This is a genomic window from Moritella sp. 24, from assembly GCF_018219155.1.
Lineage (GTDB): Bacteria > Pseudomonadota > Gammaproteobacteria > Enterobacterales > Moritellaceae > Moritella.
Genome location: NZ_CP056123.1, coordinates 99,480 through 123,688 on the forward strand (window position 1 = coordinate 99,480; position 24,209 = coordinate 123,688).

20 protein-coding genes are annotated in these 24,209 nt (G+C 39.8%); 12 read left to right on the plus strand and 8 right to left on the minus strand.

Going from position 1 to position 24,209, the window contains the following annotated elements; genetic code table 11:
• Positions 1 to 50: 50 nt before the first annotated feature.
• From HWV00_RS00465 to HWV00_RS00480, 4 genes are read right to left on the minus strand one after another with little or no spacing between them, the layout of a single operon-like run.
• Positions 51 to 2,231, minus strand: a complete 2,181-nt coding sequence (locus HWV00_RS00465; protein ID WP_211684224.1) for a hypothetical protein — start codon at positions 2,229 to 2,231, stop codon at positions 51 to 53.
• Complete coding sequence (locus HWV00_RS00470) at positions 2,224 to 2,904, minus strand: polyphosphate polymerase domain-containing protein (protein WP_211684225.1); 681 nt, start codon at positions 2,902 to 2,904, stop codon at positions 2,224 to 2,226. Before HWV00_RS00470 ends, HWV00_RS00465 begins: the two co-directional genes overlap by 8 nt.
• Positions 2,901 to 5,516 carry a CotH kinase family protein gene (locus tag HWV00_RS00475; protein ID WP_211684226.1) on the minus strand — a complete coding sequence of 872 codons (2,616 nt, stop codon included), beginning with the start codon at positions 5,514 to 5,516 and terminating at the stop codon, positions 2,901 to 2,903. The genes HWV00_RS00470 and HWV00_RS00475 overlap by 4 nt, the downstream gene beginning before the upstream one ends.
• A 2-nt stretch (positions 5,517 to 5,518) precedes the next feature.
• Complete coding sequence (locus tag HWV00_RS00480; protein WP_211684227.1) at positions 5,519 to 6,241, minus strand: DUF4956 domain-containing protein; 723 nt, start codon at positions 6,239 to 6,241, stop codon at positions 5,519 to 5,521.
• Between the two features lie 225 nt (positions 6,242 to 6,466).
• Here HWV00_RS00480 and recQ point away from each other — a divergent pair, with 225 nt between their 5' ends.
• Together recQ and HWV00_RS00490 are read left to right on the plus strand one after the other, a co-directional pair.
• Positions 6,467 to 8,296: a DNA helicase RecQ gene (gene recQ, locus HWV00_RS00485; protein ID WP_211684228.1), complete on the plus strand. Its 1,830-nt coding sequence runs from the start codon at positions 6,467 to 6,469 to the stop codon at positions 8,294 to 8,296.
• A 9-nt stretch (positions 8,297 to 8,305) separates the two neighbouring features.
• Entirely contained in the window at positions 8,306 to 8,593 is a 288-nt protein-coding gene (locus HWV00_RS00490; RefSeq protein WP_211684229.1) for a DUF3630 family protein, read from the plus strand.
• Positions 8,594 to 8,626: 33 nt separating this feature from the next.
• Here HWV00_RS00490 and HWV00_RS00495 read toward each other — a convergent pair whose 3' ends face one another.
• Complete coding sequence (locus HWV00_RS00495) at positions 8,627 to 8,992, minus strand: STAS/SEC14 domain-containing protein (RefSeq protein ID WP_211684230.1); 366 nt, start codon at positions 8,990 to 8,992, stop codon at positions 8,627 to 8,629.
• 144 nt (positions 8,993 to 9,136) lie between these two features.
• The gene (locus HWV00_RS00500; RefSeq protein WP_211684231.1) at positions 9,137 to 9,268 is read right to left on the minus strand and encodes a DUF3149 domain-containing protein; all 132 of its coding nucleotides are present in this window, start codon (positions 9,266 to 9,268) and stop codon (positions 9,137 to 9,139) included.
• Between the two features lie 276 nt (positions 9,269 to 9,544).
• On the opposite strand from HWV00_RS00500, the gene HWV00_RS00505 reads away from it, so the two are divergent.
• The 3 genes from HWV00_RS00505 (at position 9,545) to polA (ending at position 15,025) form a co-directional block, all read left to right on the plus strand.
• The gene (locus HWV00_RS00505) at positions 9,545 to 10,222 is read left to right on the plus strand and encodes a 7-cyano-7-deazaguanine/7-aminomethyl-7-deazaguanine transporter (protein WP_211684232.1); all 678 of its coding nucleotides are present in this window, start codon (positions 9,545 to 9,547) and stop codon (positions 10,220 to 10,222) included.
• 150 nt (positions 10,223 to 10,372) lie between these two features.
• Positions 10,373 to 11,521 (plus strand): 1-acyl-sn-glycerol-3-phosphate acyltransferase, encoded by a 1,149-nt coding sequence (locus tag HWV00_RS00510; RefSeq protein ID WP_211684233.1) that lies wholly within the window; start codon positions 10,373 to 10,375, stop codon positions 11,519 to 11,521.
• Between the two features lie 711 nt (positions 11,522 to 12,232).
• Positions 12,233 to 15,025 carry a DNA polymerase I gene (polA, locus tag HWV00_RS00515; RefSeq protein ID WP_211684234.1) on the plus strand — a complete coding sequence of 931 codons (2,793 nt, stop codon included), beginning with the start codon at positions 12,233 to 12,235 and terminating at the stop codon, positions 15,023 to 15,025.
• Between the two features lie 301 nt (positions 15,026 to 15,326).
• Here the strand turns inward: polA and yihA are convergent, their stop codons facing one another.
• Positions 15,327 to 16,007, minus strand: a complete 681-nt coding sequence (gene yihA / locus HWV00_RS00520; protein WP_211684235.1) for a ribosome biogenesis GTP-binding protein YihA/YsxC — start codon at positions 16,005 to 16,007, stop codon at positions 15,327 to 15,329.
• A gap of 139 nt (positions 16,008 to 16,146) precedes the next feature.
• Here yihA and HWV00_RS00525 point away from each other — a divergent pair, with 139 nt between their 5' ends.
• From HWV00_RS00525 to HWV00_RS00555, 7 genes are all read left to right on the plus strand, one after another.
• On the plus strand, positions 16,147 to 16,770 hold the full coding sequence (locus HWV00_RS00525) for a cytochrome c (protein ID WP_211684236.1): 624 nt from the start codon (positions 16,147 to 16,149) through the stop codon (positions 16,768 to 16,770).
• Between the two features lie 270 nt (positions 16,771 to 17,040).
• On the plus strand, positions 17,041 to 17,697 hold the full coding sequence (gene yihI / locus HWV00_RS00530; protein ID WP_211684237.1) for a Der GTPase-activating protein YihI: 657 nt from the start codon (positions 17,041 to 17,043) through the stop codon (positions 17,695 to 17,697).
• Positions 17,698 to 17,699: 2 nt separating this feature from the next.
• Positions 17,700 to 18,161: a DUF2489 domain-containing protein gene (locus tag HWV00_RS00535; RefSeq protein WP_211684238.1), complete on the plus strand. Its 462-nt coding sequence runs from the start codon at positions 17,700 to 17,702 to the stop codon at positions 18,159 to 18,161.
• A gap of 95 nt (positions 18,162 to 18,256) precedes the next feature.
• On the plus strand, positions 18,257 to 19,630 hold the full coding sequence (gene hemN / locus HWV00_RS00540; RefSeq protein ID WP_211684239.1) for an oxygen-independent coproporphyrinogen III oxidase: 1,374 nt from the start codon (positions 18,257 to 18,259) through the stop codon (positions 19,628 to 19,630).
• Between the two features lie 224 nt (positions 19,631 to 19,854).
• Entirely contained in the window at positions 19,855 to 20,487 is a 633-nt protein-coding gene (locus tag HWV00_RS00545) for an HAD family hydrolase (protein WP_255554858.1), read from the plus strand.
• 149 nt (positions 20,488 to 20,636) lie between these two features.
• Positions 20,637 to 21,374, plus strand: coding sequence for a DNA-binding transcriptional regulator YciT (locus tag HWV00_RS00550; RefSeq protein ID WP_211684240.1), 738 nt, complete (start codon positions 20,637 to 20,639; stop codon positions 21,372 to 21,374).
• Positions 21,375 to 21,509: 135 nt separating this feature from the next.
• On the plus strand, positions 21,510 to 23,822 hold the full coding sequence (locus HWV00_RS00555; RefSeq protein ID WP_211684241.1) for a permease: 2,313 nt from the start codon (positions 21,510 to 21,512) through the stop codon (positions 23,820 to 23,822).
• On the opposite strand, the gene HWV00_RS00560 is transcribed toward HWV00_RS00555, so the two are convergent.
• A complete protein-coding gene (locus HWV00_RS00560) occupies positions 23,819 to 24,013 on the minus strand; it encodes a hypothetical protein (RefSeq protein ID WP_211684242.1) in 195 nt (64 codons plus the stop codon). The genes HWV00_RS00555 and HWV00_RS00560 overlap by 4 nt on opposite strands.
• Positions 24,014 to 24,209 lie beyond the last annotated feature (196 nt).

Genomic DNA, 24,209 nt, shown 5'->3' on the forward strand with positions numbered 1-24,209 from the left:
TCAGTTTCGAGGTAAATACACCTGAAATTGCTTATTCAACGGATTTTATTTTATATTGATTTGTTTTCTGGGATCAGGATGACACCTTGATAACCGGTTAATGTGATTTTATTCATTATCTGGCTTAGGTTTCCGTCGGTATTAAGGCGTCGGTATTGACCCGGTAAATCAAAGGTTGCAGTGGATTGCTCACCAAATGTTTTATTTTTACCACTATGGTCGGTGTAGTAAAGAATTAACCCTTGTTGGTATTGTCGAGCTATAACAGCGACCTTTGGTGGCTTTGATTGTTGCCAAGGAAGGGTGTTAGCGGTTTGGCTATGAAGGTAAAACCAATGGCTCGGCGTGATAGGTAATGCTTGGTTATTGATGGTTAATTGGGTGTCAGTGCTACTCGCAATCATATTATTACGAGCATCGACATAGTGCACTGCTGGATAATCAGTAGGAGCGGGGATCGGTTTACCAATGTCATGTTTCAGCATCGCAGTGGGTTGGTAGGCGACATTTAGCGGTACGCCTGATTGGTAATAATTATTTTCGGTTGTATTTTTACTGGAGTAATAAAAACTGTTATTCCACTGCTGATAAAAATCTAATTGTGGATTATTAAGCAAATAGAATATAGCAAGATTAGTTGTTTGATCGTGTTGCCAGTTTGCTTTGCTATGTCCTTGCCAGTGTACTTTTCCGCCCTTACGCATGTGAGCCATTAGTACACTGCGCTTATTCTGTGCGCTTAATAGGAAATGCTCCCAACGCTGTAATAAACCTCGCTGTTGTGAAAGCCCTAAACTCGGGTGGATATAGTCTTCACGAACAAAGAAATTAAACCCTGTTACCAAAGGTTGCAAGCCGGATTCACTAAATAGATTTAAGTCAGAGATGTTGGCACCAATCCACGTTCGTGGGTTAGTTTGTTGTAGGTGCTCATTAAAGGCGCTGAGACTTTGCCAGTAGAATTTTCCTGCTTGGCGAACGGGCAGTTGTAATTCGAGAATTTGCCCACCACTCACGGTTTGGAACTGTGAAGCATTGGGAATATGGTAAAGAGAATCATTATAAGCGCCTTGATGGCCTTGCCCTAGCCAATGTTGATAAAGGTAATCACTTAACAAGGTGCGGTTACCTGCGCTAAACAAGTTAACGTAGCACATTGCTGACTGTTCATTCCACATTCTACCAAGCGGTATTAAGCGAGCTTGATAGGGAAGTCGAGCACTGGCTTCGGTATTTGGTCGTTGTTGATATTCATGGGCATCGATATAACCGTCTTTATTCGTATCGTTCACCGGATCCCATCCTGGAATTGTAACGTAATGCTTGCCCGATTCTTCGGTAAATTGATACCAACGTGGTAAATTTAGGTTGTTAATCGTTAACCCTTTTATGGGATTATCTATGGTTATTTTCAATACAAAAAATCGTGCATTTTTAATTTGTAATTGTGCGCCTAATTGCGAACTGAGTTGTGATGAAATACTTACCCTCGGCCAGTGCTGGGGCGGGACCCAGCGACTATTTAATGTTGATGATAAGGGTTGAGTTATCAATGGTTGCCAAGCGTACTGAAGTGTATTTTGGGTGATGTCCCGTGTTGCGTAGGAGATTGTAATATTGCTGTCATTTAGCTTATGACCATTAAACCCTATATCGAGACCCGTTAATTTTTCTGATGAAAACAAATATAAGGTTTGGTTTTTAATGAATGTTAACGGCTGTTCCATTGGTAGATTCAGACGTTTGATGCTGCCCTGTCGAGTCAGTGTCGAAGGCTGCTGAATCGCAACTAACTCAGGGATACCGTAGAGTGGGGTATTATGGCCATGGCTATTATCGGGTATTTCAATTTTTGTATCGTGTTGAAAATGCAGAAATAACGTTTCGTAATCTTGTTGTGCAAGTGTCATTAAGTGGCGTAGGTATTGTTCTTTATTACCCATTTTCCAATCTAGTTTCTGGCTATACATATAACCGAGTTGAGTTGTCTTTTCGGCTTCGTATTGGTCATAACTACCACCAATACTAATATCAGCATGATTATCTTCCCATTGTGATACTGCATGGGCTGAACTGAATTGCTGCTGCCAATCAGGTGATGTAGCGGCTTGTTGTTGGCCGTTAATAACCCATGCCGTTCCTGCTGAAGGGTATACCTGACTGACTGCAGTGGATGTTGATAGAATAAAAATAACGAGTCCAAAGCAGTAGTCGAGAATATATTTATACATAAATCATGTGTCTCACGCCATTTACGTATTTTGAGTGCCGTGATGGGTTGAGTGGACAATGACTAACAAGTTCGCTAAGTAGTCGCTCATGTTGGTCTTGGCATTTTAATTCTAAAAGTACATAGTCACCCACTTTTCGTGATCGAGTGGTGTTTGGTCTACTCCAATAGCGCTGATCATATACTTCCATATTAGAATCAAGTGTTGCCCGTATTCGCCCACAGAAACTCACCAAGTATTGGCGTTTATAGCGTCCCAATAATATAGGGTAAGTCTGGCTATCCCACTCTGATAGAGCCTGCAAAGATAATTGAGACTGACAATGTTTAATATGTTCAGACCAGCTAATATCAGGATCATCGAAGTTTAATTGCAAAGGATAAATGACCTTACAGCCTTTACCACTTCGGCGTTGTTTAAATTCGAGCTGCGCTTTACCTGCGTTCGTAATATCGTGATACCAGCGAATACGCATTTTATTACGATTGCTAATACCGGTAAGGTTCTCGGAAAAGCACGCCATTTGATGGCTGTCAAAATAAACGCTATTCACATATTGGTCTGGATGATGTTGGCGAAACCCCATCGATGATAAGCGTAACCAAGACAACATATATTCTAAGCGATTAAGCGGAATTGGTATTTTAATTTCAAAGCGATAGTCTTGGGTCATTTTGGTTTGTCCGAGCGCATGGAGCTAGTGTAAAGTTTCTTCACGTTTAATTTTTTAGCGGTTTGTTTTTGCCCATCTAATGAAAGAAAGTTGTTTTTTTGGAGCATGCTAATATCACTGCAGTTATCACAGTTAAAGCTTGACGCTTGTAAGCTTGCGCCACCAAAAAAGGGCTTTTTCATATAAGACATGAAGAGGTAATGTTTAATATCTACGGCGTTAATATCTGCGGCGATAACCTGCGAGCCATCTTTAGCCACAATACCGAATGCTGCACTATTAAGTTGAATTTGGGCTGCATCAACGCTGCTATGCTCACCTGCAGATATGGCTTTGTCGCGAATTTGACTGAATTGACTGTTACGGACGATAATGTCAGAACCGCTAATATCAATAGCATCACCACCGGATCTCACACCGACAGTATTGAATTGACTGTCACTAATTCTACCTTTACAGAAATCACAGTCAAAGCCGTCAGAATACGCATTTTCAATGACTAGCTTAGTCAAATTAAACGTGCTGTTTATCATGTTCAAAGCATCTTCAGAACGATTATCGCGTAACGTCATATCGCTGGCTTCAAGGTCGACATCATGCATATACAAGGCGCCTCTTGGTTGCCAGTTACCTTGTTTCGGGCTCGCGCTTGCCGTCATATTTAAATGGTGGATACTGGACTTACTACCTGACCCAAATACCGCAATACCTTGCCACGTATTGTTACTATTTCCGGCTAATGTAACAGGGTATTGAGCGCTACCTTCAATATCAAGTTGACCAAAAATAAGCATGCCGCCTTGTTTACTAAATTTTAGTTTTGTATCCGCAGGCATATAAACACGTGTGTCTGCTGGGGTAATGAGGTAGTCATTTATTTGCCAATTACCTGGTTTAAAATACCAACCATCTTGTTGAGCTTGAATAAAATCGTATTTAGCAAGTACATCGGCTTCGTCTTGCATCGGCAAAGGTCGAGGTAAAAAGCTGGTTGCTGATTCTCCGAGGTTAAAGCGATACGTCTGGAGCTTTTTATCTCCTTGGCGGCTGAGTAATTGAATGTTGTAGGCTTCAGCATTATCAATGATTAAACTGTCATCAGCTTGATTACTCGTGAGGGTGAACGGCAACTCAGGACTATCAGTTAAACTGATTTCACTACCCCATTTATCACTAACAATTAAATCAATAATGGATACTGGAACTTGATTGTTATTACGTAATTGTAGTTGTTTTTCATTATTGCTATAGCGGAATTCACTCGCGAGATCCCACGGTAATTCAGCACTAAATGTATTCACATGACGATGCCAGTCTGTGGGCATTGTAGGTAATGAACGACAACCGTCTGCTAAACATTGTGCATGTGCAATTAAACTATCAAATTTATAACCCTGCAGTAGTGGCGAGCCATGCTGCATTTTCTTTAGAACCTGCTGCTGTAAAGATTCTAGTTGTTCGGGTAACTGCTTATTTTTAACTAAGGTGATTAAATGGTTTAACGATTGGTCGTATTGGTCTTTCACTTTGTTATCAGCAAGCATTGCTTGAATCAAAGGAAATTGTGTACTAACAGGTTGTAATAAAATCTTATCAGGTACTGGCGATAATGCTTCATCACTTTGGATTGGTTCAAGTTTAGCTGTATGCGGGTTATAGTAAAAACGTAAATTATTCCAACTAAACGCATGCCATGCAGACCAAAGATCGACAGTTGCTAGATACTGTCCAAGTTTACGGCTATCAAATACATCGGATGCACTGCGGCGTTGATTGAGAAAGTCACTCAACAGAGTTAATGCGATCTTACGTTGTTGATTTAAGCCAGGGTTACTAATTGCGTCGCTTTGTTGAAATACTTTAGGGCGAAACACTTTATGTAATAGATTATTATCTTCATTCTGTACGGCTTGTTCTAATTTTAAGATGAGCCCTTCGGTGCGGTTATTATTCGCGAGTAACTCTTTGGCAAATACTTCTTCTAATAGCATCAGTCCCCAAGGCGTCCCATTAACGGTTAAATTAACTGGGATATGCTGTGGTGAGATGATATCAAAACCAGCAATATCTAAGGTTTTACTAAATAATAACGGTGCATGATTACCGCGTACATTTGGGCTGAGTAAGGCGAAACGTTTCACTTTTAATAAGCTACTTTTACCTTTTAGCTCAACGCGTAATGACCAGCGTTGTGGCGCTTCCACGTGATCAAGCAAGTCCCCTTGTAAGCGTACTTTTGCGACATACTTATCTTCTAGATAGCTCACATTAGCTTTAACTTCGGCACGTTTGTCAGGAATCTGACCTTCTTGCAATGCTTGTTTACGGTCGGCCACCAAACGCATCCAATCTTGATACTTAATATCGAGTTGTAAATTAGGGATATTTGTATCAGCGTTGAGGTATTTCAATGGTGCATCAATGACAGCATTTAATAGTTGCGTATTTTTAGCGCTGCTATCAGTACTGTGTGCAACAAAACCATGCTGAATAAGCATTTGCTTTACGGTTTGTGGTGACGGAATTAGAAGTACTAATACCAATAATACCCCACCAATTGTGTACCAACGATCGCGTTTTGCAAACCGCGATCTGTTTTCCGATAGGAGCATAATTATACTCCTGCAATATTATGTTGTTCGAGTAATGATAACGCCACCCCTGGATAACGTTGTTTTAACGCTTCAAATAGATTATCGAGATGCTCGCTATTGGCAAAAGAAATAAAGAACGTGGCCTCAATGAGCTGCTGTTCATGATCGTAGCGTCGTAAATCGCTCCGTGTTGTGTGGGTGGTAAAAATGTCCTGCAGTTCGCTAATACTAATTTCAGCTTCGCCTTCATGTTGGTGGCGTAACGATAAGAAAATCCCTTTCTCACCATGATGTTCTGTTTTTGAGTGTTTGATAAAACTCACTAATATCAATGTTGTAATACAGGCGGTGATCGCGGCAACTGTTTGTCCTGCACCGAGTGCGACAGCGATACCAATATTTAAAAATAAATATAATAGTTCTTCTGGTTCTTTAATCGGCGTACGGAAACGGACGATTGAGAGTGCACCAACTAAGCCTAATGCCAATGCGAGAGAGGCTTTTACGATGGAAATAATTAAGATTACCGTCAGCATTAGAAGAGGAAACAAGCGCGAGAAATCTTGTCGGTTACAAAATGAAGAGGCAAAATACCGGAAATGGGCGCCAATAACCCAAGATAATATAAAACCTATGATGAGGTTGAGTAACAATGGCGCTAGCATGACACTGGCAAAAGGGAAGAACATGTCCTGGACTTCATTTGGTAGAAATGCGGCTACGGCTGGGCTAATTTGTTCCACAATAAACTCTCCTTGAATGTGGGTATTCAGAAATATATAACTAATTTCTATGCTGTTATAATCCAGTGTAGGCAATATTTTGTAGATTGAGGGGTCGTTGATATTATTTGCGATAATTTTGTTTCTGTTAGAGTTTGTTTACTACACTGGTATACTGTTAAAATTACTGACTGCGTTATTCACATAATTGCTATAGCGACTTATTTAACCTGAGATCGAATTATCATGACTGCACCTGTATCTACCTTACCCTCAGCTCAAAATGTGCTTGAGACTGTTTTTGGTTATCAACAATTTCGTATGGGTCAGGAAGATGTCATCGCACACACTGTTGCTGGTCTAGATAGTCTGGTTATCATGCCCACTGGTGGCGGTAAATCATTGTGCTATCAAGTACCTGCATTGGTACGCGGTGGTTTAACAATCGTGCTTAGCCCACTCATTTCATTAATGAAAGATCAGGTGGATGCATTGCGTGCGAGTGGTGTTTCAGCCGCTTATATGAATTCGACATTGGGGCGTCAAGAATCTGCTCAAATCTTTAATGACATGCACAACAATCGACTTCAAGTTTTGTATTTATCGCCAGAACGCTTGATGTTGGGGGATTTTTTGCAGTCGCTTCAACAATTACCAATCAGTTTGTTTGCCATTGATGAAGCCCATTGCATTTCCTCTTGGGGTCATGATTTTAGACCGGAGTACAACGAGTTAGGTAAGCTTAAACAACTTTTTCCACATGTTCCTGTTATGGCATTAACGGCCACTGCTGATGACGCTACGCGCTGTGATATTTTAAATCAGTTACAAATGAATGACCCTAAAGTCAGCATGTCGAGCTTTGATCGCCCTAACATTCGTTATTCATTGGTAGAAAAATTTAAAGCCTTAGATCAATTAAAGCGTTATGTAAAACAGCAAGATGGCGTTAGTGGTATTGTTTATTGCACTAGTCGTAAACGAGTTGAAGAAGTTGCTGAAGGTTTAGCTCGTGCTGGGTTTGATGCGAAACCGTATCATGCTGGTTTATCGCAGCAAGAACGCCAAGATACCCAAGAAACATTTATTCGTGATGAACTGGATATCGTGGTTGCAACTGTGGCATTTGGTATGGGCATCAATAAACCGAATGTACGTTTTGTTGTGCATTATGATTTACCAAAAAATATCGAATCTTATTATCAAGAAACCGGCCGAGCAGGACGTGATGGTTTGCCCGCAGAGGCCTTACTCATGTTTGATCCCGCAGATATTATGCGCGTTCGTTACATGGTTGAGCAAACCGAGAATGAGCAGCAGCAGCGTGTGGAAATGCATAAACTCAATACCATGGTCGCTTTTGCTGAAGCGCAGACTTGTCGCCGTCAGGTACTGCTCAATTACTTTGGTGAATTTAATGATGGTTCATGTGGTAACTGCGATATTTGTTTAGACCCGCCAAAACGCTATGACGGCGCAAAAGATGCACAAATGGCATTATCGTGTGTGTATCGTGTTGGTCAGGCATTTGGTATGGCGTACGTTGTTGACGTATTAAGAGGTTCACAGAATCAGCGGGTGAAAGAACGTGGTCACGATAAATTAACAACGTTTGGTATTGGTAAACATAAGTCACAAGAACATTGGTTAAGTGTATTGCGTCAATTAGTTCATAGCGGATTATTATTACAAAATATTACCCGTAGTTCGGTATTACAATTAACGGAAGCGGCGCGTCCGGTATTACGTGGCGAACAAGAACTTGAATTAGCGGAACCACGCTTGCAGCCAATGACGAATGTAGACAAAGCACCAAAACGCAGTAGTCGTATTGCTAACTTTAATTATGACCGTAAACTGTTTGCTGCACTGCGTAAGCTACGTAAAGACATTGCGGACAGTGAAAATATACCGCCTTACGTTGTTTTTAATGATGCTTCGTTAGCTGAAATGGCAGAAATCAAACCACAGAGTGAAGCTGAAATGCTGGATATTAACGGTGTTGGTCACGTTAAATTAGAGCGTTTTGGTCGTCAATTTTTAACTAAAATAGCATCTTACGATTCATCGTATTAAGGGAAAATAATGAGCTGGACTCTCGCAAAGCAACAAGCGACTGATAATATTTTAATGTTAGAGCATGATGGATTAGATTTTGAGAATTTCACCTCTCTTGCGCCTAAATTAGTTAGCGTATTGGATGCGCGCTTATGCGATAAAAATTGGGGCGCAGATCGCCACGCTTGGGTTCTTGAATACAAAGATATTAATTTGCTATTTGAATTTGAAGATTACACTTGTTGTGCATGGCTTGCTGTTGCACGCGAAGAAGAAAAAGGCATCTTAGCCGAAATAGCTGACATACTTGCTTAGAGGTGAGCGGTCTTAGCTGCTAACGGGTAGAAATTAGAAATATTCTTCTTCATTAAACCATAACTCCGCCTGTAGAGTAGTTGCGAAACTTTCGACAGTGATAGGGTTAATCGCGTCAATGGCTGCTGCAACCGAGTGTAGCCATTTAGGCTCAGAAATCAGCGCAATTTTATGCCAGTATTGCCAATATTTTATTCCCATCATGGCATCATCGACTAAAGCATGCAGTTCGAATCCGGTAAAATCATCTGCAAATATAACGCAGACATTCAGTTGGCTATGTTGTTTTAGAATATCACTGATAACGGGTTCTAATACATTCTCATAATCACTGTGTGTGATCGTTTTGGAAAGATTAATAAAGAGGTTGGCTTCAGATAGATTAATGATTGTGATCATGGACATCTCCGAGTGGCTGAATGTCCTTCATTTAGCGTAAAGACGTTAATTAAGGGGCGCAAAGCGGCTAACATTCATGATGATGCATTAATTATAGTCGCTTTTACTGATAGTTATTAATCTTGCGCGGTTAACTTATCGCGATTATCGACTTTTCACAATAAACATACTGATCAGCACGCTGACAATAATAAGGGTGAGGGCGATAACACTAAACGAGGCAATGCCAACAGTATCAGAAAAAAGATCGCTTAAAAGTTTAGTCCAAATTTCCATTGTATTAGTCCTCTTATTCTTGATGATATCAGCAAGTCAGTGTGGTTATATTGAGTTAACATGGCTTACTTATTTATAGGTAATAGTACGGATATTCTCGTTTGATAAACTGATCCAGATCAGGAATGCTTTTGTTACTGTTATGTTATTTTTAAAGTGTGATAACGACTTGTTTTTGCATTCCTATCTGGCTTGGGTATAATGCGCGTCCGACTTAGGTCGAAAACAATTTGCATGGGTTCCCTCACCCCATGAATTTAACTAAAAAGGTTTATTATGCGTGAATTAACTGCAATGCAGACGCGTCAAGCGTTGATCTGTCTCTCTTGTTTTCATATTTTAGTGATCACAGCGAGCAACTATTTAGTCCAACTTCCTATTAATATTTTTGGCTTCCATACTACGTGGGGCGCATTTACGTTTCCGTTTATTTTTCTGGCAACAGATCTGACGATTCGTGTATTTGGTGCTGGCATGGCGAAACGTATTATTGCGCAAGTGATGTTACCGGCCTTATTGATCTCATATGCACTATCGGTGGTGTTTTTTGAAGGTAGCTATCAAGGTGTGGGTGGATTAAGTGAGTTTAATACTTTTGTCGGCCGTATCGCGCTAGCAAGCTTCTTGGCTTACTTATTTGGACAAGCACTCGATATCATTGTTTTTAATCGTTTAAGACAATTAAAAACGTGGTGGGTTGCACCTGTATCATCAACCGTGTTCGGTAACTTACTCGATACTATCATTTTCTTCTTTGTGGCGTTTTATCAAAGTGTAGATCCATTTATGGCTGCTAACTGGGTAGAAATCGCAACGGTAGATTATGGATTTAAATTATTGATTAGTTTAGCTATCTTCCTACCACTATACGGTGTGTTATTAACGAAGCTTGCAGGTGTTATCACCTTCGAATCAAGTCATAAAATAAATAAAACTTCGCCAAAATTGAGTTAATTTAACTTATATTTTTGAGGGGGATAAAGGCGCTAAACTTCATTGTTTAGCGCCTTTTTGTTTTATTACAGTAATTGTTCGAGCAGTTTAAGGTATAATCGCGACGTTTGAGATTTTACGCTTTTAATTTACACGCAATTGAGGTGCCGAATGGCAACAGACGTGGGTTTATACGATGATATTCGTCCTTTTAATGATGACGAAATAACAAGTGTTGTTGAACGCTTAGTTAATGATAAGGAATTTATTACGGCGATTGCGCATTTCCAATTTCCGCGCTTGAGCAAGCATTTTAGTTGGGTGCTATTCCCAATGATCCGTATGGTATTACGTCGTCAATGCCGCAAAGTCACCAGTGTGAAAGAAATTCAGCACAAAGTGATTTCATATATGGAAAAAATGATCGCAACGACAACAACTCAAATAACCTTTAATGGTATTGAGAAGTTAGATCAGGATAAAAATTATCTGTTTATTTCCAATCACCGTGATATCGCGATGGACCCAGCATTTGTGAATTGGGGTTTACATCAGAATGGTCTCGATACTGTCCGTATTGCGATTGGTGATAATTTATTGAAAAAACCATTCGTATCAGATTTGATGCGATTAAATAAAAGCTTCATTGTGAAACGTTCTGCGAAAGGCGTGCGTGAAATGATGGCGGCATTTAAATCATTGTCTGGTTATATTTCTCATTCTATTAAAACGGAACAACAGTCGATCTGGATTGCGCAAAAAGAAGGGCGTGCAAAAGACGGTAATGACCAAACTGATCCCGCTATTTTAAAAATGATGTATATGAATGGTAAGGGACAGAAAATTAGTTTTCCTGAATATATGAAATCATTAAATATCGTGCCTGTGACGATTTCTTATGAATACGATCCAAATGATGCAGCAAAAGCCAATGAGCTTTCGCAATTAGCAACAACGGGTGAGTACAATAAAGCAGAGTTTGAAGACCTTGATAGTATTGTTCAGGGGATTATCGGCTTTAAAGGCCATGTAAATATCACCTTTGGTGATGTGATTGTTGATGACTTTGTAGATGCAAATGAATTAGCGTTGCGTATTGACCAAACGATAGATAATAACTATCACCTACATGCAACGAACTTATTAGCTGCAGAACAATTACACGAAACAGCTGAATATAAGCAAGCTGCAAGTTCGGTAACAGTAGAGCAGCGTGCTAAGTTCGCTGCACATTTGCAATCAATACCTGCAACGTTACATAAAGCGGTATTGTCAGGTTATGCAAAATCAGTTGAGAAGAAAATAAAAACAATTAGCTAATCATATTCTTGATATTTATTTGTTAGCGAAAGCCCAGTATGACTGGGCTTTTCACTTTTTGTCTGACCGTAAATACGATTATTTTAATAATATTCATAATAAACACTTGCAAACCTAAATGAGAATGATTATTATTACCTTGTTCTTCAGGAAGTCATTATTTATTTCGGATGGACAAGACATTGCTCACATTGCTTCCGGGTTAATTTTAATCCATTACTCCTTGCAGGGTAAACCGAATTTTTTCGGGCCGGTAGATCAAACTTCTTATCCCTCGATTATAGGGAAGTTTGATTATTACCGGCTTTTTATTTTCTGCTACATTCCTCTTTTATTAACATAAATCAAACATTTTACTTCCTAAGTAATGTATTATTTTTAATCACCATGCTTCCTTTTTACACATATCATTCATCGGTTTAAGATTCTTTTCCACATATGCTAAAAGTATAAGATAATTTTAGATCTTACCTTTAAACGGTGTAAGTGCATGTTATAACTCGTCTTTATGTTCTTATGTTAATGATCTTCACATGTTATTCGTTTTTTTGATCGTCATTGTCAACAGAGTTATCCACAGTTGGATCAAGATCTACGATCTGGTGGTTAAGATCTGATCTTGAGATATATTTTTATCATCAACATAGCGAGAATTCACGGCTTGTGGCATGCTTAGTCTATTCATCATTTATTTCATTGAGTTTTATTTTTATGTCTACGATCCCTAGCAATCCCCTCGTGCTTGTCGATGGCTCTTCGTATCTGTTTCGTGCTTATCATTCACCCCCGCATTTGACTAATGCTGAAGGCATGGCGACAGGCGCTGTGTATGGTGTCGTTAACATGTTAAAGAGCTTATTAACACAGTTTAGTCCAAGTCATATTGCCGTTGTCTTTGATGCAAAAGGCCCGACATTCCGAAATGAAATGTATCCAGATTATAAAGCGCATCGTCCACCTATGCCTGATGATCTCCGCTGTCAGATCGAACCTGTGCATAACGCAGTTAAAGCACTGGGTTTACCGCTGATCTGTATTTCAGGTGTAGAGGCTGATGATGTGATCGGTACGATCGCACAACAAGCAAGTGCAGAAGGTCGTGCGGTATTGATCAGTACGGGTGATAAGGATATGGCGCAGTTAGTGGACGAAAATGTCACACTGATCAACACCATGACTGATGTCGTATTAGATCCGCAAGGCGTTCAAGATAAATTTGGTGTACCGCCAGAGCTGATCATTGATCTGTTAGCACTCATGGGTGATGCTGCCGATAATATTCCTGGTGTACCAGGTGTAGGCGAAAAAACTGCGCTAGGCCTGTTACAAGGATTAGGCAGTATTAAAGACATTTACAATAACTTAGATGATATTGCACCATTAGGTTTCCGTGGTTCTAAAACACTAGCTAAGAAAATGATCGAACATAAAGACAATGCTGAAATGTCTTATGCATTAGCGACGATCAAATTGGATGTTGATACTGGCGTTACCTTGGATGATCTTGCGATCGCAGAAACTGATGTAGATGCATTGGCTGAACTATATAAGCAAATGGGCTTTAAACGTTGGTTAGCAGCGCTACTTGGTGGTGCCGATGCAACAAAACATGCGCATGCTGGTAAAGCAACAAAATCGAGTTCAGATAATGGATCTGACAGCGATAATACAGTTGCGGCATGCACGATAGATCGCAGCAAGTATGAAACAATTTTAACCCAAGCCGATTTTGATCGCTGGTTAGAAAAATTACAAAAAGCGGATCTGTTTGCACTCGATACGGAAACAACCAGCCTTAATTATATGCAGGCTGAATTAGTCGGCCTATCATTTGCGGTTGCTGAAGGCGAAGCGGCTTATTTACCTGTTGCACATGATTACATTGATGCTCCCGAGCAATTAGATCGTGACCATGTTCTCGCGTCGTTAAAAGCACTATTGGAAGATAGCAACGCGAAGAAAGTGGGCCAGAACTTAAAATATGATGCATCAGTGCTCGCAAATTACGGTATTAAGTTAGCGGGTATTGCGTATGACACCATGATTGAATCATATGTTTATAACAGTATCGCGACACGTCATGACATGGACAGCTTAGCGAGTAAATATTTAAATCATACAACGATCAGTTTTGAAGAGATCGCGGGTAAAGGTAAAAAGCAACTAACCTTTAACCAGATTGAATTAGAACAAGCATCACCTTATGCGGCTGAAGATGCGGATGTTACGTTACGTTTACACAATGTACTGTGGCAAAAAATTGAAGCAGAGCCAACGCTCGTTACGTTATTTAATGAGGTTGAACTACCACTCGTTAGTATTCTATCTGGTGTTGAACGCCAAGGTGTATTGATTGAAAAATCAAAACTTGATGCGCAGAGTGTTGAACTTGGTTCTCGTATGCTGGAGCTTGAAGCTAAAGCACATGAAATTGCAGAACAGCCATTTAATTTGAGTTCGCCAAAACAATTGCAAGAAATTCTATTTGTGAAAATGGAATTGCCTGTCATTAAGAAAACACCAAAAGGTGCACCTTCGACAGCTGAAGAAGTACTGCAAGAATTAGCGCTTAATTACCCATTACCAAAATTGATTTTAGAATACCGTAGTTTAAGTAAACTAAAATCAACGTATACGGATAAGCTGCCAACCTTGATCGAAGAGAAAACAGGTCGTGTACATACTTCTTACCATCAAGCTGTTACTGCTACCGGTCGTTTATCTTCAAGCGATCCAAACTTACAAAATATTCCAGTACGTGCTGGAGAAGGTCGACGTATCCGCCAGGCGTTTATACCGCCAGCAGGTTACAAATATGTCGCAGTGGATTACAGCCAAATTGAATTACGTATTATGGCGCATTTATCGCAAGATAAAGGGTTACTTACAGCGTTCTCTGAAGGTAAAGATATTCACAAAGCAACGGCTGCTGAAGTATTCGCCGTTGAACTTGATGACGTAACGACTGATCAACGTCGTAGTGCGAAAGCAATTAACTTCGGTCTTATTTATGGTATGAGTGCATTCGGTTTAGGCCGTCAGCTAAATATTCCGCAAAAAGAAGCGAAGCAATACATGGCGCGTTATTTCGAACGTTATCCTGGTGTATTGACGTACATGGATGACACGCGTAAAACTGCCAAAGATAAAGGTTATGTGGAAACGTTATTAGGACGTCGTTTATATCTACCTGAAATTAATGCGCGTAATAAAATGCGCCAAATGGCTGCTGAGCGTGCTGCGATTAATGCGCCAATGCAAGGCACAGCATCAGATATTATTAAAAAGGCGATGATTAATGTTGCCCACTGGATTGATACTGTTGAAGTGGATTCTATTCACATGTTAATGCAGGTTCACGATGAATTAGTATTCGAAATTAAAGAAGAACATGTTGATGATTACGTAGCTAAAATTAAAGAATTAATGGCAGCAGCAATGACGCTAGATGTACCATTATTAGCAGAAGCTGGTATTGGTAATAACTGGGATGAAGCGCACTAATATTAAATTAAGCGTTAATACCACTATATTCTTATAGGCTATATGAAAAATAAAACCAGTCTTAAGGCTGGTTTTGTTGTTTTTATACATAAATTGTTTGGCTAAGTGCGCTTTGTCACAAAAAATGTAACAAAATAACGTATTTTACTTTCGTATGAAATGAGTTTGAAGTATATTAGCGGGGTAGGGTATGGAGGTTCGAAATTATATTTCAAACCTTTTGTTTCAAATTGAATTTATTATTCATCGCCACGTCACTTTTTGACGAGGCGTTTTTTTTGCCTAAAATTCAGTGTTTGAATTAGTCTTCGTCAATGTACTCAAAGTCGCTATCGTCAAACTCTTCGTCGTCTTCACTTGGAATACCAGTTGCTGGTTCTAGTGCATACCATTCACATAGTTTGTTTTTCAGTACATCGATACCTGTGTGTTTCAATGATGAAAATGGTGCTACTGTAACGTCACCACCAAACTCTTTAACCGCTTCTTTTACTTCTTTCACGGTTTTACTACGAACGCCTTGTTTTAATTTATCTGCTTTCGTTAATAACGCCATTACTGGAATGTCAGAATCAATAGCCCAAAGAATTAATTGTTTATCTAAATCTTTTAGCGGGTGACGAATATCCATTAATACCACGATACCTTTTAACGAATCGCGTTTTTGTAGGTATTCACCTAAGGCTTTTTGCCATTTCTTTTTTACTTCAAAAGGTACTTTAGCAAAACCATAACCGGGTAAATCAATTAGGCGTTTGCCTTCTTCAATTTCAAATACGTTGATAAGTTGCGTACGACCGGGTGTTTTACTGGTTCTCGCTAAACTTTTTTGACGAGTCAAAGTGTTCAATGCACTTGATTTACCTGCATTAGATCGCCCAGCGAAAGCAATTTCAATGCCCGAATCATCTGTTAGGTGACTAATGTCTGGCGCACTAATCCTAAATGCAGCGTTTTCGAAGTGTATCTTTTTGTTATCCAATTTAATATCTCTCATTGAAATTGTGTTAAATGATTACTTTTTTTTGAAAATGTGTAAAATAGTCAAAAAGAATAATAATAAGTGTAACATGTCACGCCGTGACATGGGATCGGAAGCTGAAAATAACAAGTGGAATGCTATGAAAAGTCTTGTCTTATCTTTTGCAATGTTAATTGGATTAATGAGTACCGCCCAAGCAGCAGGGGATGCTGCTGCAGGTGAAGCTATTTCTGGTACGTGTGCTGCGTGTCATGGCGCTGATGGTAATAGCCCAGCAAGTATCTACCCTAAACTAGCGGGGCAGAATGCTTCGTATATTGTTAAGCAGTTGAAAGATTTTCAACTTGCGATGCAAACGGGTGGTGAAAAGGGTCGTAATGATCCAACCATGATGGGTATGTCTGCAATGTTAACTGAAGAAAATATGCAGGACCTTGCTGCATTTTATTCAGCACAAACGATGAAACCTGAAGAAACACCAGAAGAAGTTGTTGCTGCTGGCCAGCAATTATATCGTGGTGGTGATATCGAACGTGGTATCGCTGGTTGTGCTGCATGTCATGGCCCGCGTGGTAATGGTAGCGAAACAGCTAAATTCCCGAAAATCTCAGGTCAACATGCAGATTATATTAAAGCGCAACTAGAGAAATTTAGTAGCCAAGAACGTGCAAACGATCAAAATGGTATGATGCATGATATTGCATATAAAATGAAACCGGCAGATATGGAAATTATTTCTAAATATCTTGGTGGTTTACACTAATCGTTTTTGGTTGGTGAGTTCATTTTAATATCGTAAAAAACTCAGCTTCGGCTGAGTTTTTTATTTTCATCAGAACTAAATTATCTTTTTTCTTCCCCGCTTTTTTGATAGTCTGCGCTCACTTAAAGAATTGCCGAATTATGCCCTTAATAAAGAGTAGTAAATTGACTATCTTTAAATAAGGCGAAATACGATACCCGCTAATAGTTAATGTCATTAATACGATCATGCCAGACATTATTGTTAGACAGATTTAAAACAGAGAATACTATGACTCGTAAAAGAAAAGAACGCTCAGGCGGCCCGTTAGCGATTGCTAAATCAGACCGCGCTAAACGTGAAACGAATACTCAAGCAGTAGAAGCGCGTAAGCAAAAACGTCTAAAAAAACGTAAAGGTTTAGTATCAGGAAATAAAACAACTGAAGCTGAAAAAGGCAAAAAACGCACGGGCGGTCCACGTAAATCAAGTGACCCACGTGTAGGTAGTAAAGCGCCTATTCAATTAGTTGCTGCGCCAACACCAGTAGCACAACCAGCAATTATTAAAGTTAAACAGCCAAAAGCAGAAGTTAAACCTGTTGCACCTGTATTAACGTTCGAACAAGAACTAGATAAGTTAGAAAGTGATGCTCGTCTAAATGGTTTATTACTACGTCTAGATAACAACGAAGTATTAAACGGCGATGACCAAGCATACGTAGATGAACGTGTAGAACGTCATGAGTTCTTACTTGAAGAACTTGGTTATGCAGATGACGAAGAATTTGAAGATGATTACGACGAAGATGAGTGGGATGAAGAGATGATGGCAGAACTTGATGCTAAATCACTACAGACTAATTCTGAGCAATTATCTGAAGATGAATTATACGAACGCTTCTTAGCTACCGAGAAGAAGTTAAAGAATAACGACGCTGAGGGATAATCATGCAAGCTAGTTGGATGATATTAATGGGCATAGGATGCCTGATCATTCTGGCATTAGCAGTGTATGCAGGGCGTTTACTGTATCGTGTGAAAGCACAACAAGTGCAGCAACTGAATCAACAAAATGAAGCGATTGCTGCACGAAAAGTCCGTATTACTGAAAGTGTACAGATTATTGCGAAAGCGATGAAAAGTGAAGAGTGTGACCTGTCAGAAGGAACCATTCGTATCAGTAAATTATTGGCTGCTATTCCAGCGGCAGAGCCCGTTGATTGGGCTGTTCAGTATCCTGAACTACATGCGTTTTATGACAAAATAAAACACATGCCAATCATGGATGCACGTAGTGAACTATCAAAAAAAGCACGTATGCAATTCGATTTAAACCGTTTTCGTTTTGAAGGCGAATATGCAGAACGTGTGCAGAAAGATGTTGCACGCTTAACGACGTTTGAGTGTTAATAAATTACGGTATTAATCGTTAATATTATGATGTAAGACAAACGGCAGGATGTTTATTTTCGGCATACTGCCGTGAGTTGTCTTAGGGGATGAATATGCTAAATCAAAAATTAGTCTGGGATCAGGCTATGATCGAAAAATATAATTACAGTGGTCCAAGATATACATCTTATCCAACAGCATTGGAGTTTGATGAATCTTTTGGTTATCAAGATTTTCGCTTTGCTTGCGAGGAAACGCCTGATAAGCCGTTGTCATTGTATGTGCATATTCCTTTCTGCCATAAGCTTTGTTACTACTGTGGTTGTAATAAGGTTATTACTCGCCATCTGCATAAAGCGGATAAGTACCTTGATGTACTCGAAGCTGAAATTAAACTACAAGCGCCATTTTTTAAAGACCGTAATGTATCGCAACTACATTGGGGTGGTGGTACGCCAACGTTCTTAACACAGCCGCAAATTCAACGTTTGATTGATGTGTTAAAAGACAGTTTTACTTTTGCTGACGATGCTGAAATTTCGATTGAAGTTGACCCGCGTGAAATTGAACTCAGTACTATCGATTTATTATCTAAAGTTGGTTTTAACCGCCTAAGTCTTGGTGTTCAAGATTTTGATAAAAAAGTACAAGCTGCGATTAATCGAGATCAAGATGAAGATTTCATTTTTGCTATTATCAAACGCGCACATGAACTTGGTTTTAAATCGACTAACATTGATTTAATTTACGGCTTACCACACCAAACTAAAGAGACATTTCATAATACATTAGAACGTGTGCTTGATTTAGATCCTGCTCGTTTAACCGTATTTAACTATGCGCATATACCGAGCTTGTTTGCTGGTCAGCGTAAAATGAAAGAAGAAGATATGCCGTCACCTTCAGATCGTCTAGCGATTTTAGAAGATGCGATTTCATTTTTAACTGACAACGGTTACCAATTTATTGGCATGGACCACTTTGCTAAACCGGATGATGAATTAGCCGTTGCACAGCGAGAAGGCATCTTACACCGTAATTTCCAGGGTTATACAACTCAGGGTGAAAGTGATTTGTTGGGACTGGGTGTGTCATCGATTAGCCAAATTGGTAATGCGTACTCGCAAAACCAAAAAGAGCTTAAAACTTACTACAAGCAAGTTGAAGAACTTGGTCATGCGCAATGGCGTGGTGTTGGGTTGAATGATGATGACTCGATTCGCCGTGCTGTGATTAAGCAATTAATGTGTAATTTTGAGCTAGATATGCAAAAAATTGCAGATACATTTGAACTTGATTTTGCGAGCTACTTTGCGGAAGACATGGAATTATTACAAACTTTCATTAATGATGAACTCGTTATTATCGAAGGTAATATGTTACAGGTTGCACCGAAAGGTAAATTGTTGATCCGTAATATTTGTATGTGTTTCGATGTGTATTTACGTCAGCGAGCACGCCAGCAGCAATTTTCTCGTGTGATCTAATCATGTAGATAGGCATGCGCGAATATTAAGGCACCTGAGGGTGCCTTTTTTATGCCTATAAATTGTTATTACGTTTTTAATAAAATAGTATTCTCGATTTTCTGACTATTAAGTTAGTATTTGTTACCTGATTTAATAGAAGATTAATATACATAGCTTGGTTCCTATGTAGTATTGTGCTTCGATTAGCATTATCTTATTTTATATAACGACTAATGATTGCAATGATCACTCAAAATGGAAGTACGCCTATGAAAGCGATTGTCATTGATATTGATGATACAGTATTGGATTTTGGTTCTCGGTTACGCGAGTTTGTAAATCATCAATATGATAAACAAGTGACGGGTAAACCTTTAGCATGGGACTTATGTGAATGGTTAGGCATTAAAGAAGGTCAGGATGTTAAGATATTAAAAGAATTTGCATCTAGCTGGCAGTTTGGCGCATTGGATGCGTTGCCAGGCGCTTCACGTATCCTCACTAAGTTAACGCAAGAAGGTTATGATATTTTTTGTATTACAGCCTGTAGTCGCGACCCACAAGTGGAAGCATTGCGTCGAGCGAACATGTATCATTGCTTCGGTAATATTTTTCAAGATATCTTTTTTGTGGAGTTTGGTGAGTCAAAAGCGACTTATTTAAATAAAATTAAACAAACACACGATATTCATGCATTTGTTGATGATAAATATGACAACTTGGTCGACGCGAAAAATGCGGGAATCGAGCACTGTATTATGATAAAACAGCCGCATAACAAGGTGTTTAGAGATGAAGTAACTTGTGCACATGATTGGTATGAAATTTCACATATTATTCAAACATGGCACCAAAAAACGTGGTCGGTACAATAAGCTAGACTTAATATTAGCGACTAAGTTCTCAGATATGATATGTATCTGAGTTTTTCAATTTGTAGCTTTAATTAGTACTTATGACTTTCAGATGAAAGTGGTACTATCTACTTAATAGGTAACTTAAATTGTGTGGGATATGAGAAATCATGCAGCAACGACATACTGATATTATTAATCTTGTAAATGAAAAAGGGCGTGCTTCAGTTGGCGAAATGTCGAATAAGCTGGGTGTTTCAGAGGTCACAATCCGTCATGACCTAAACAAGTTAGAAAAAGAAGGATTTATTCGTCGTGTTCATGGTGGTGCTACACCACATAATACCGATAATGTGTCTCATCGTATTACTGTAAATTATGAGCACAAACGTAAAATGGCAATGTGCGCTGCAAGTCTGGTTGAGCATGGCGAAACTGTGATGATCGAAGGCGGCAGTGCTAACGCATTATTAGCGAAAGAACTGGGTAAACGTAGTGATGTTACTATCATTACACCAAGCAGCTATATCGCGCATTTAATGAAAGAAACGGATGTTAAAATAATTGTGCTGGGTGGTCTTTATCAGCATGAAAGTGAAAGTATGGTCGGTACGTTGACGCGCCTTTGCATCAAACATACTCATTTTACTAAAGCGTTTTTAGGTATCGATGGTCTACACCCGAATACTGGTTTTACAAGCCGCAACATGATGCGTGCTGATGTTGGCGTGGCAATTTTAGAAAAGGGTGCTCAGAATATTGTCATCACAGACTCGTCTAAATTTGGTCAAGTGCATAACACACCGCTATACCAGTTCGAACAAGTTGATATGGTTATTACTGATGAAGATGCGTCATTAGAATATGTAAGCTTGTTAGAAAAGCATAATATTAAAGTAATAAAATAATACGTTACACATCAGAACTGCCATTCTGGCGGTACCTACTAGTTAGAAGTGTTATGTTATAACAATTCTAACTAGTATCTGAGGCGACTGTTATGTTATATTATAACAACTGTTCTCTGACCACTTATTTATATCATGTCCTTACTTTTATTTTTGAGCATTGCGACTCTCTTCCTTGGCCCTTATTTATGTAAATTTGTTGGCTCTAAATCCGATCGTTTTGCTTTCTTCGATAGCTTCATTTTTGTTTCCATCGGTGGTTTGGTGCTATTCCATATCCTGCCTGAATTATTGGAAAGTGGTGGTATTGCCGTTTTAGGACTGATGCTTGTGGGCTTATTTGGCCCAGGTATGGTGGAAAAAGTATTTCATAAAGTCGCTAAACAAACCCATTCTGTTACCTTAATATTAGGTGTTTTAGGTCTTGTTTTACACGCGATCACTGATGGTGGCGCACTGGCAATTGAAGATGATCAAACCGCTTACCTGTTAGCGATAGGCGTTGTGTTACACCGTTTTCCTGTTGGCTTAACTGTATGGTGGTTATTACGTCCACATTATGGCCGAGCGTTACCGTTAGCAGTGTTAACTGCGATGTCGCTTGCAACCGTGGCTGGTACTTGGCTCGGTGGCGAATTAATTGCCCATGATAGCGGAAGCTGGTTAATTTGGTTCCAAGCGTTAGTGATGGGCTCTATTTTACATGTGGTCTTTCACCAACCGTATAAACAAGAACATGGTAAAGAAACGCAACGTGATAAATTTGCAGCAGGAACTGGTAGCCTAATTGGTGCTATCTGTTTGCTTGCTGTATTACTACCGCATTGGTTGGGCTATGCACCGCATAATCACGGTCCGGAAGAAACGGCTGTTGTATCGCAAGTTGTACCGCAAGTTGTGACTTCAACTGAACTGACAAATGATCACGAAGAACATGAAGAACATGCAGGACATGCAGGACATGCAGGACATGCAGGACATGCAGGACATGCAGGACATGCAGGACATGACGACAACACTGGACATGACGACCACGCCGGACACGCTGACCATGCAGGGCACGATGACCATGTAGGACATGATGGCCACGCGGGACATGACAACCATGCAGGGCACGATGACCATGTAGGACACGATGACCATGTAGGGCACGATGACCATGCAGGGCACGATGACCATGTAGAACATGATGACCACGCAGGACATGACGACCATGCAGGACATGATGACCATGCAGGGCACGATGACCACGCAGGACATGACGACCATGCAGGACATGATGACCATGCAGGGCACGATGACCATGTAGGACATGATGACCATGCAGGGCACGATGACCATGCAGGACATGATGACCATGCCGGAAATGATGATCATGCTGGACACGCTCATGGAAGTGAAACGGCAGAAACATTATTACGATTTGTGAGTTTATCTTTGCATGCTGCTCCTGCATTGTTATTCGCCTATATTTTAACTTGGCTCATTAACATTGTTAAACCAGCATTCAACATGGTTGGACAGTTACGCAGTTCTGGCCCGGTTGCTGGTGCACTAAAAGGTACACTGATTGGTTTACCATTACCTATTTGTATTCCTGATGCGTCGGGGATGTATAAGCAATTAATCAAAGCTGGCTGTGGGTCTGCGTTGGCGGTGTCATTTTTAGTTGCATCACCTGTTATCGGTTTTGATGCGCTACTTATTTCATTGCCGTTATTGGGTGCTGAATGGGTTGGTATACGTCTAGTGATGGCTGTTATATTAGCGGTGACATTAGGATTACTTATTGGCTTATTGTTTAAAAAGCATGATTTGAATAGCGATACGAGTGTGACAACTGAGGCATTAGAGCAATCTACATCGCGCCTTAAACGTGCATTTGAACATGGCTTTTCACATCTAATCGATCATACAGCACCTTGGGTATTGTTTGGTTTGATTGCGGCTGCGACATTTACACCGACAATTGGTTGGGAGTTCTTACAGCAAGAACCTTGGTTGCAGGTCGTGCTCGCAATTTTGATTGCCTTGCCGTTCCATTTCTGTGCAACTGGTATCACCCCTATATTAGCTATTATGCTGATAGCTGGTGTATCTCCAGGTGCCGTTGTTGCGTTTAGTTTGGTTGGACCAACGCTTAACTTAGACTTGTATCGTTTTATTAAAGACAATCAAGGTAAGCATATTGCAATGGCTGTAGTGATGGCGATTGTCACGGTGGCGCTACTTCTAGGTCTTGGTATTATGTATTGGGTACCTGAATTACCGAAGCCTTGGTTAACAGTAGCACCGCATTGGCAAGATGATTGGTGGCGTTACTTGAGCTTGATTGTGGTCACCGTATTATTCTCGATAAGTATTTTACGTCGTGGCGCTCGTAGTTTCATGTTGGAGTTATTACCGCATAGCTTTAGAAATGCGAAACCACATCATCATCACCATTAAATTGTAATATCAATCTTGTTTTTACGAGCGTTGCGTCGACTAGTTGAACGACGCTCGTAGCGAGAGCAATGATTTAGCTGACGTTGTCGCCGCTCATGGCGATGACGTTGTTCCATAATAAACTCTCCCTCTACTTCAATAGTTTCTATTACCTCTGTGTCTTTATTTATTTGTTCTATGTTTGCTTCCATGCTTCACTCACTTGTTGTTATATTGAAACAACGACTCGTTAATCATTGATTTCATAGTTTAACTCTCTGCTGATTATTTTTATATTTGCAAGGTTAAACCTGTTCTGGTTTACTAAGATTAGTATAACTAGATGAAAATGTAGCTCAAATTAAACTTACTCTTCTATCGTAAACAGGATGTTTATAAACAGAGTAA

Excerpts from the sequence above, each read along its gene's own strand:
- HWV00_RS00545 (WP_255554858.1), top strand. The coding sequence starts at position 19,855 with ATGATCACTCAAAATGGAAGTACGCCTATGAAAGCGATTGTCATTGAT.
- HWV00_RS00490 (WP_211684229.1), top strand. The coding sequence starts at position 8,306 with ATGAGCTGGACTCTCGCAAAGCAACAAGCGACTGATAATATTTTAATG.
- HWV00_RS00475 (WP_211684226.1), bottom strand. The coding sequence starts at position 5,516 with ATGCTCCTATCGGAAAACAGATCGCGGTTTGCAAAACGCGATCGTTGG.
- HWV00_RS00510 (WP_211684233.1), top strand. The coding sequence starts at position 10,373 with ATGGCAACAGACGTGGGTTTATACGATGATATTCGTCCTTTTAATGAT.
- HWV00_RS00535 (WP_211684238.1), top strand. The coding sequence starts at position 17,700 with ATGCAAGCTAGTTGGATGATATTAATGGGCATAGGATGCCTGATCATT.
- HWV00_RS00465 (WP_211684224.1), bottom strand. The coding sequence starts at position 2,231 with ATGTATAAATATATTCTCGACTACTGCTTTGGACTCGTTATTTTTATT.
- HWV00_RS00550 (WP_211684240.1), top strand. The coding sequence starts at position 20,637 with ATGCAGCAACGACATACTGATATTATTAATCTTGTAAATGAAAAAGGG.
- HWV00_RS00555 (WP_211684241.1), top strand. The coding sequence starts at position 21,510 with ATGTCCTTACTTTTATTTTTGAGCATTGCGACTCTCTTCCTTGGCCCT.
- HWV00_RS00505 (WP_211684232.1), top strand. The coding sequence starts at position 9,545 with ATGCGTGAATTAACTGCAATGCAGACGCGTCAAGCGTTGATCTGTCTC.
- HWV00_RS00495 (WP_211684230.1), bottom strand. The coding sequence starts at position 8,992 with ATGATCACAATCATTAATCTATCTGAAGCCAACCTCTTTATTAATCTT.
- recQ (WP_211684228.1), top strand. The coding sequence starts at position 6,467 with ATGACTGCACCTGTATCTACCTTACCCTCAGCTCAAAATGTGCTTGAG.
- HWV00_RS00470 (WP_211684225.1), bottom strand. The coding sequence starts at position 2,904 with ATGACCCAAGACTATCGCTTTGAAATTAAAATACCAATTCCGCTTAAT.
- yihI (WP_211684237.1), top strand. The coding sequence starts at position 17,041 with ATGACTCGTAAAAGAAAAGAACGCTCAGGCGGCCCGTTAGCGATTGCT.
- hemN (WP_211684239.1), top strand. The coding sequence starts at position 18,257 with ATGCTAAATCAAAAATTAGTCTGGGATCAGGCTATGATCGAAAAATAT.
- HWV00_RS00525 (WP_211684236.1), top strand. The coding sequence starts at position 16,147 with ATGAAAAGTCTTGTCTTATCTTTTGCAATGTTAATTGGATTAATGAGT.
- HWV00_RS00560 (WP_211684242.1), bottom strand. The coding sequence starts at position 24,013 with ATGGAAGCAAACATAGAACAAATAAATAAAGACACAGAGGTAATAGAA.
- polA (WP_211684234.1), top strand. The coding sequence starts at position 12,233 with ATGTCTACGATCCCTAGCAATCCCCTCGTGCTTGTCGATGGCTCTTCG.
- HWV00_RS00500 (WP_211684231.1), bottom strand. The coding sequence starts at position 9,268 with ATGGAAATTTGGACTAAACTTTTAAGCGATCTTTTTTCTGATACTGTT.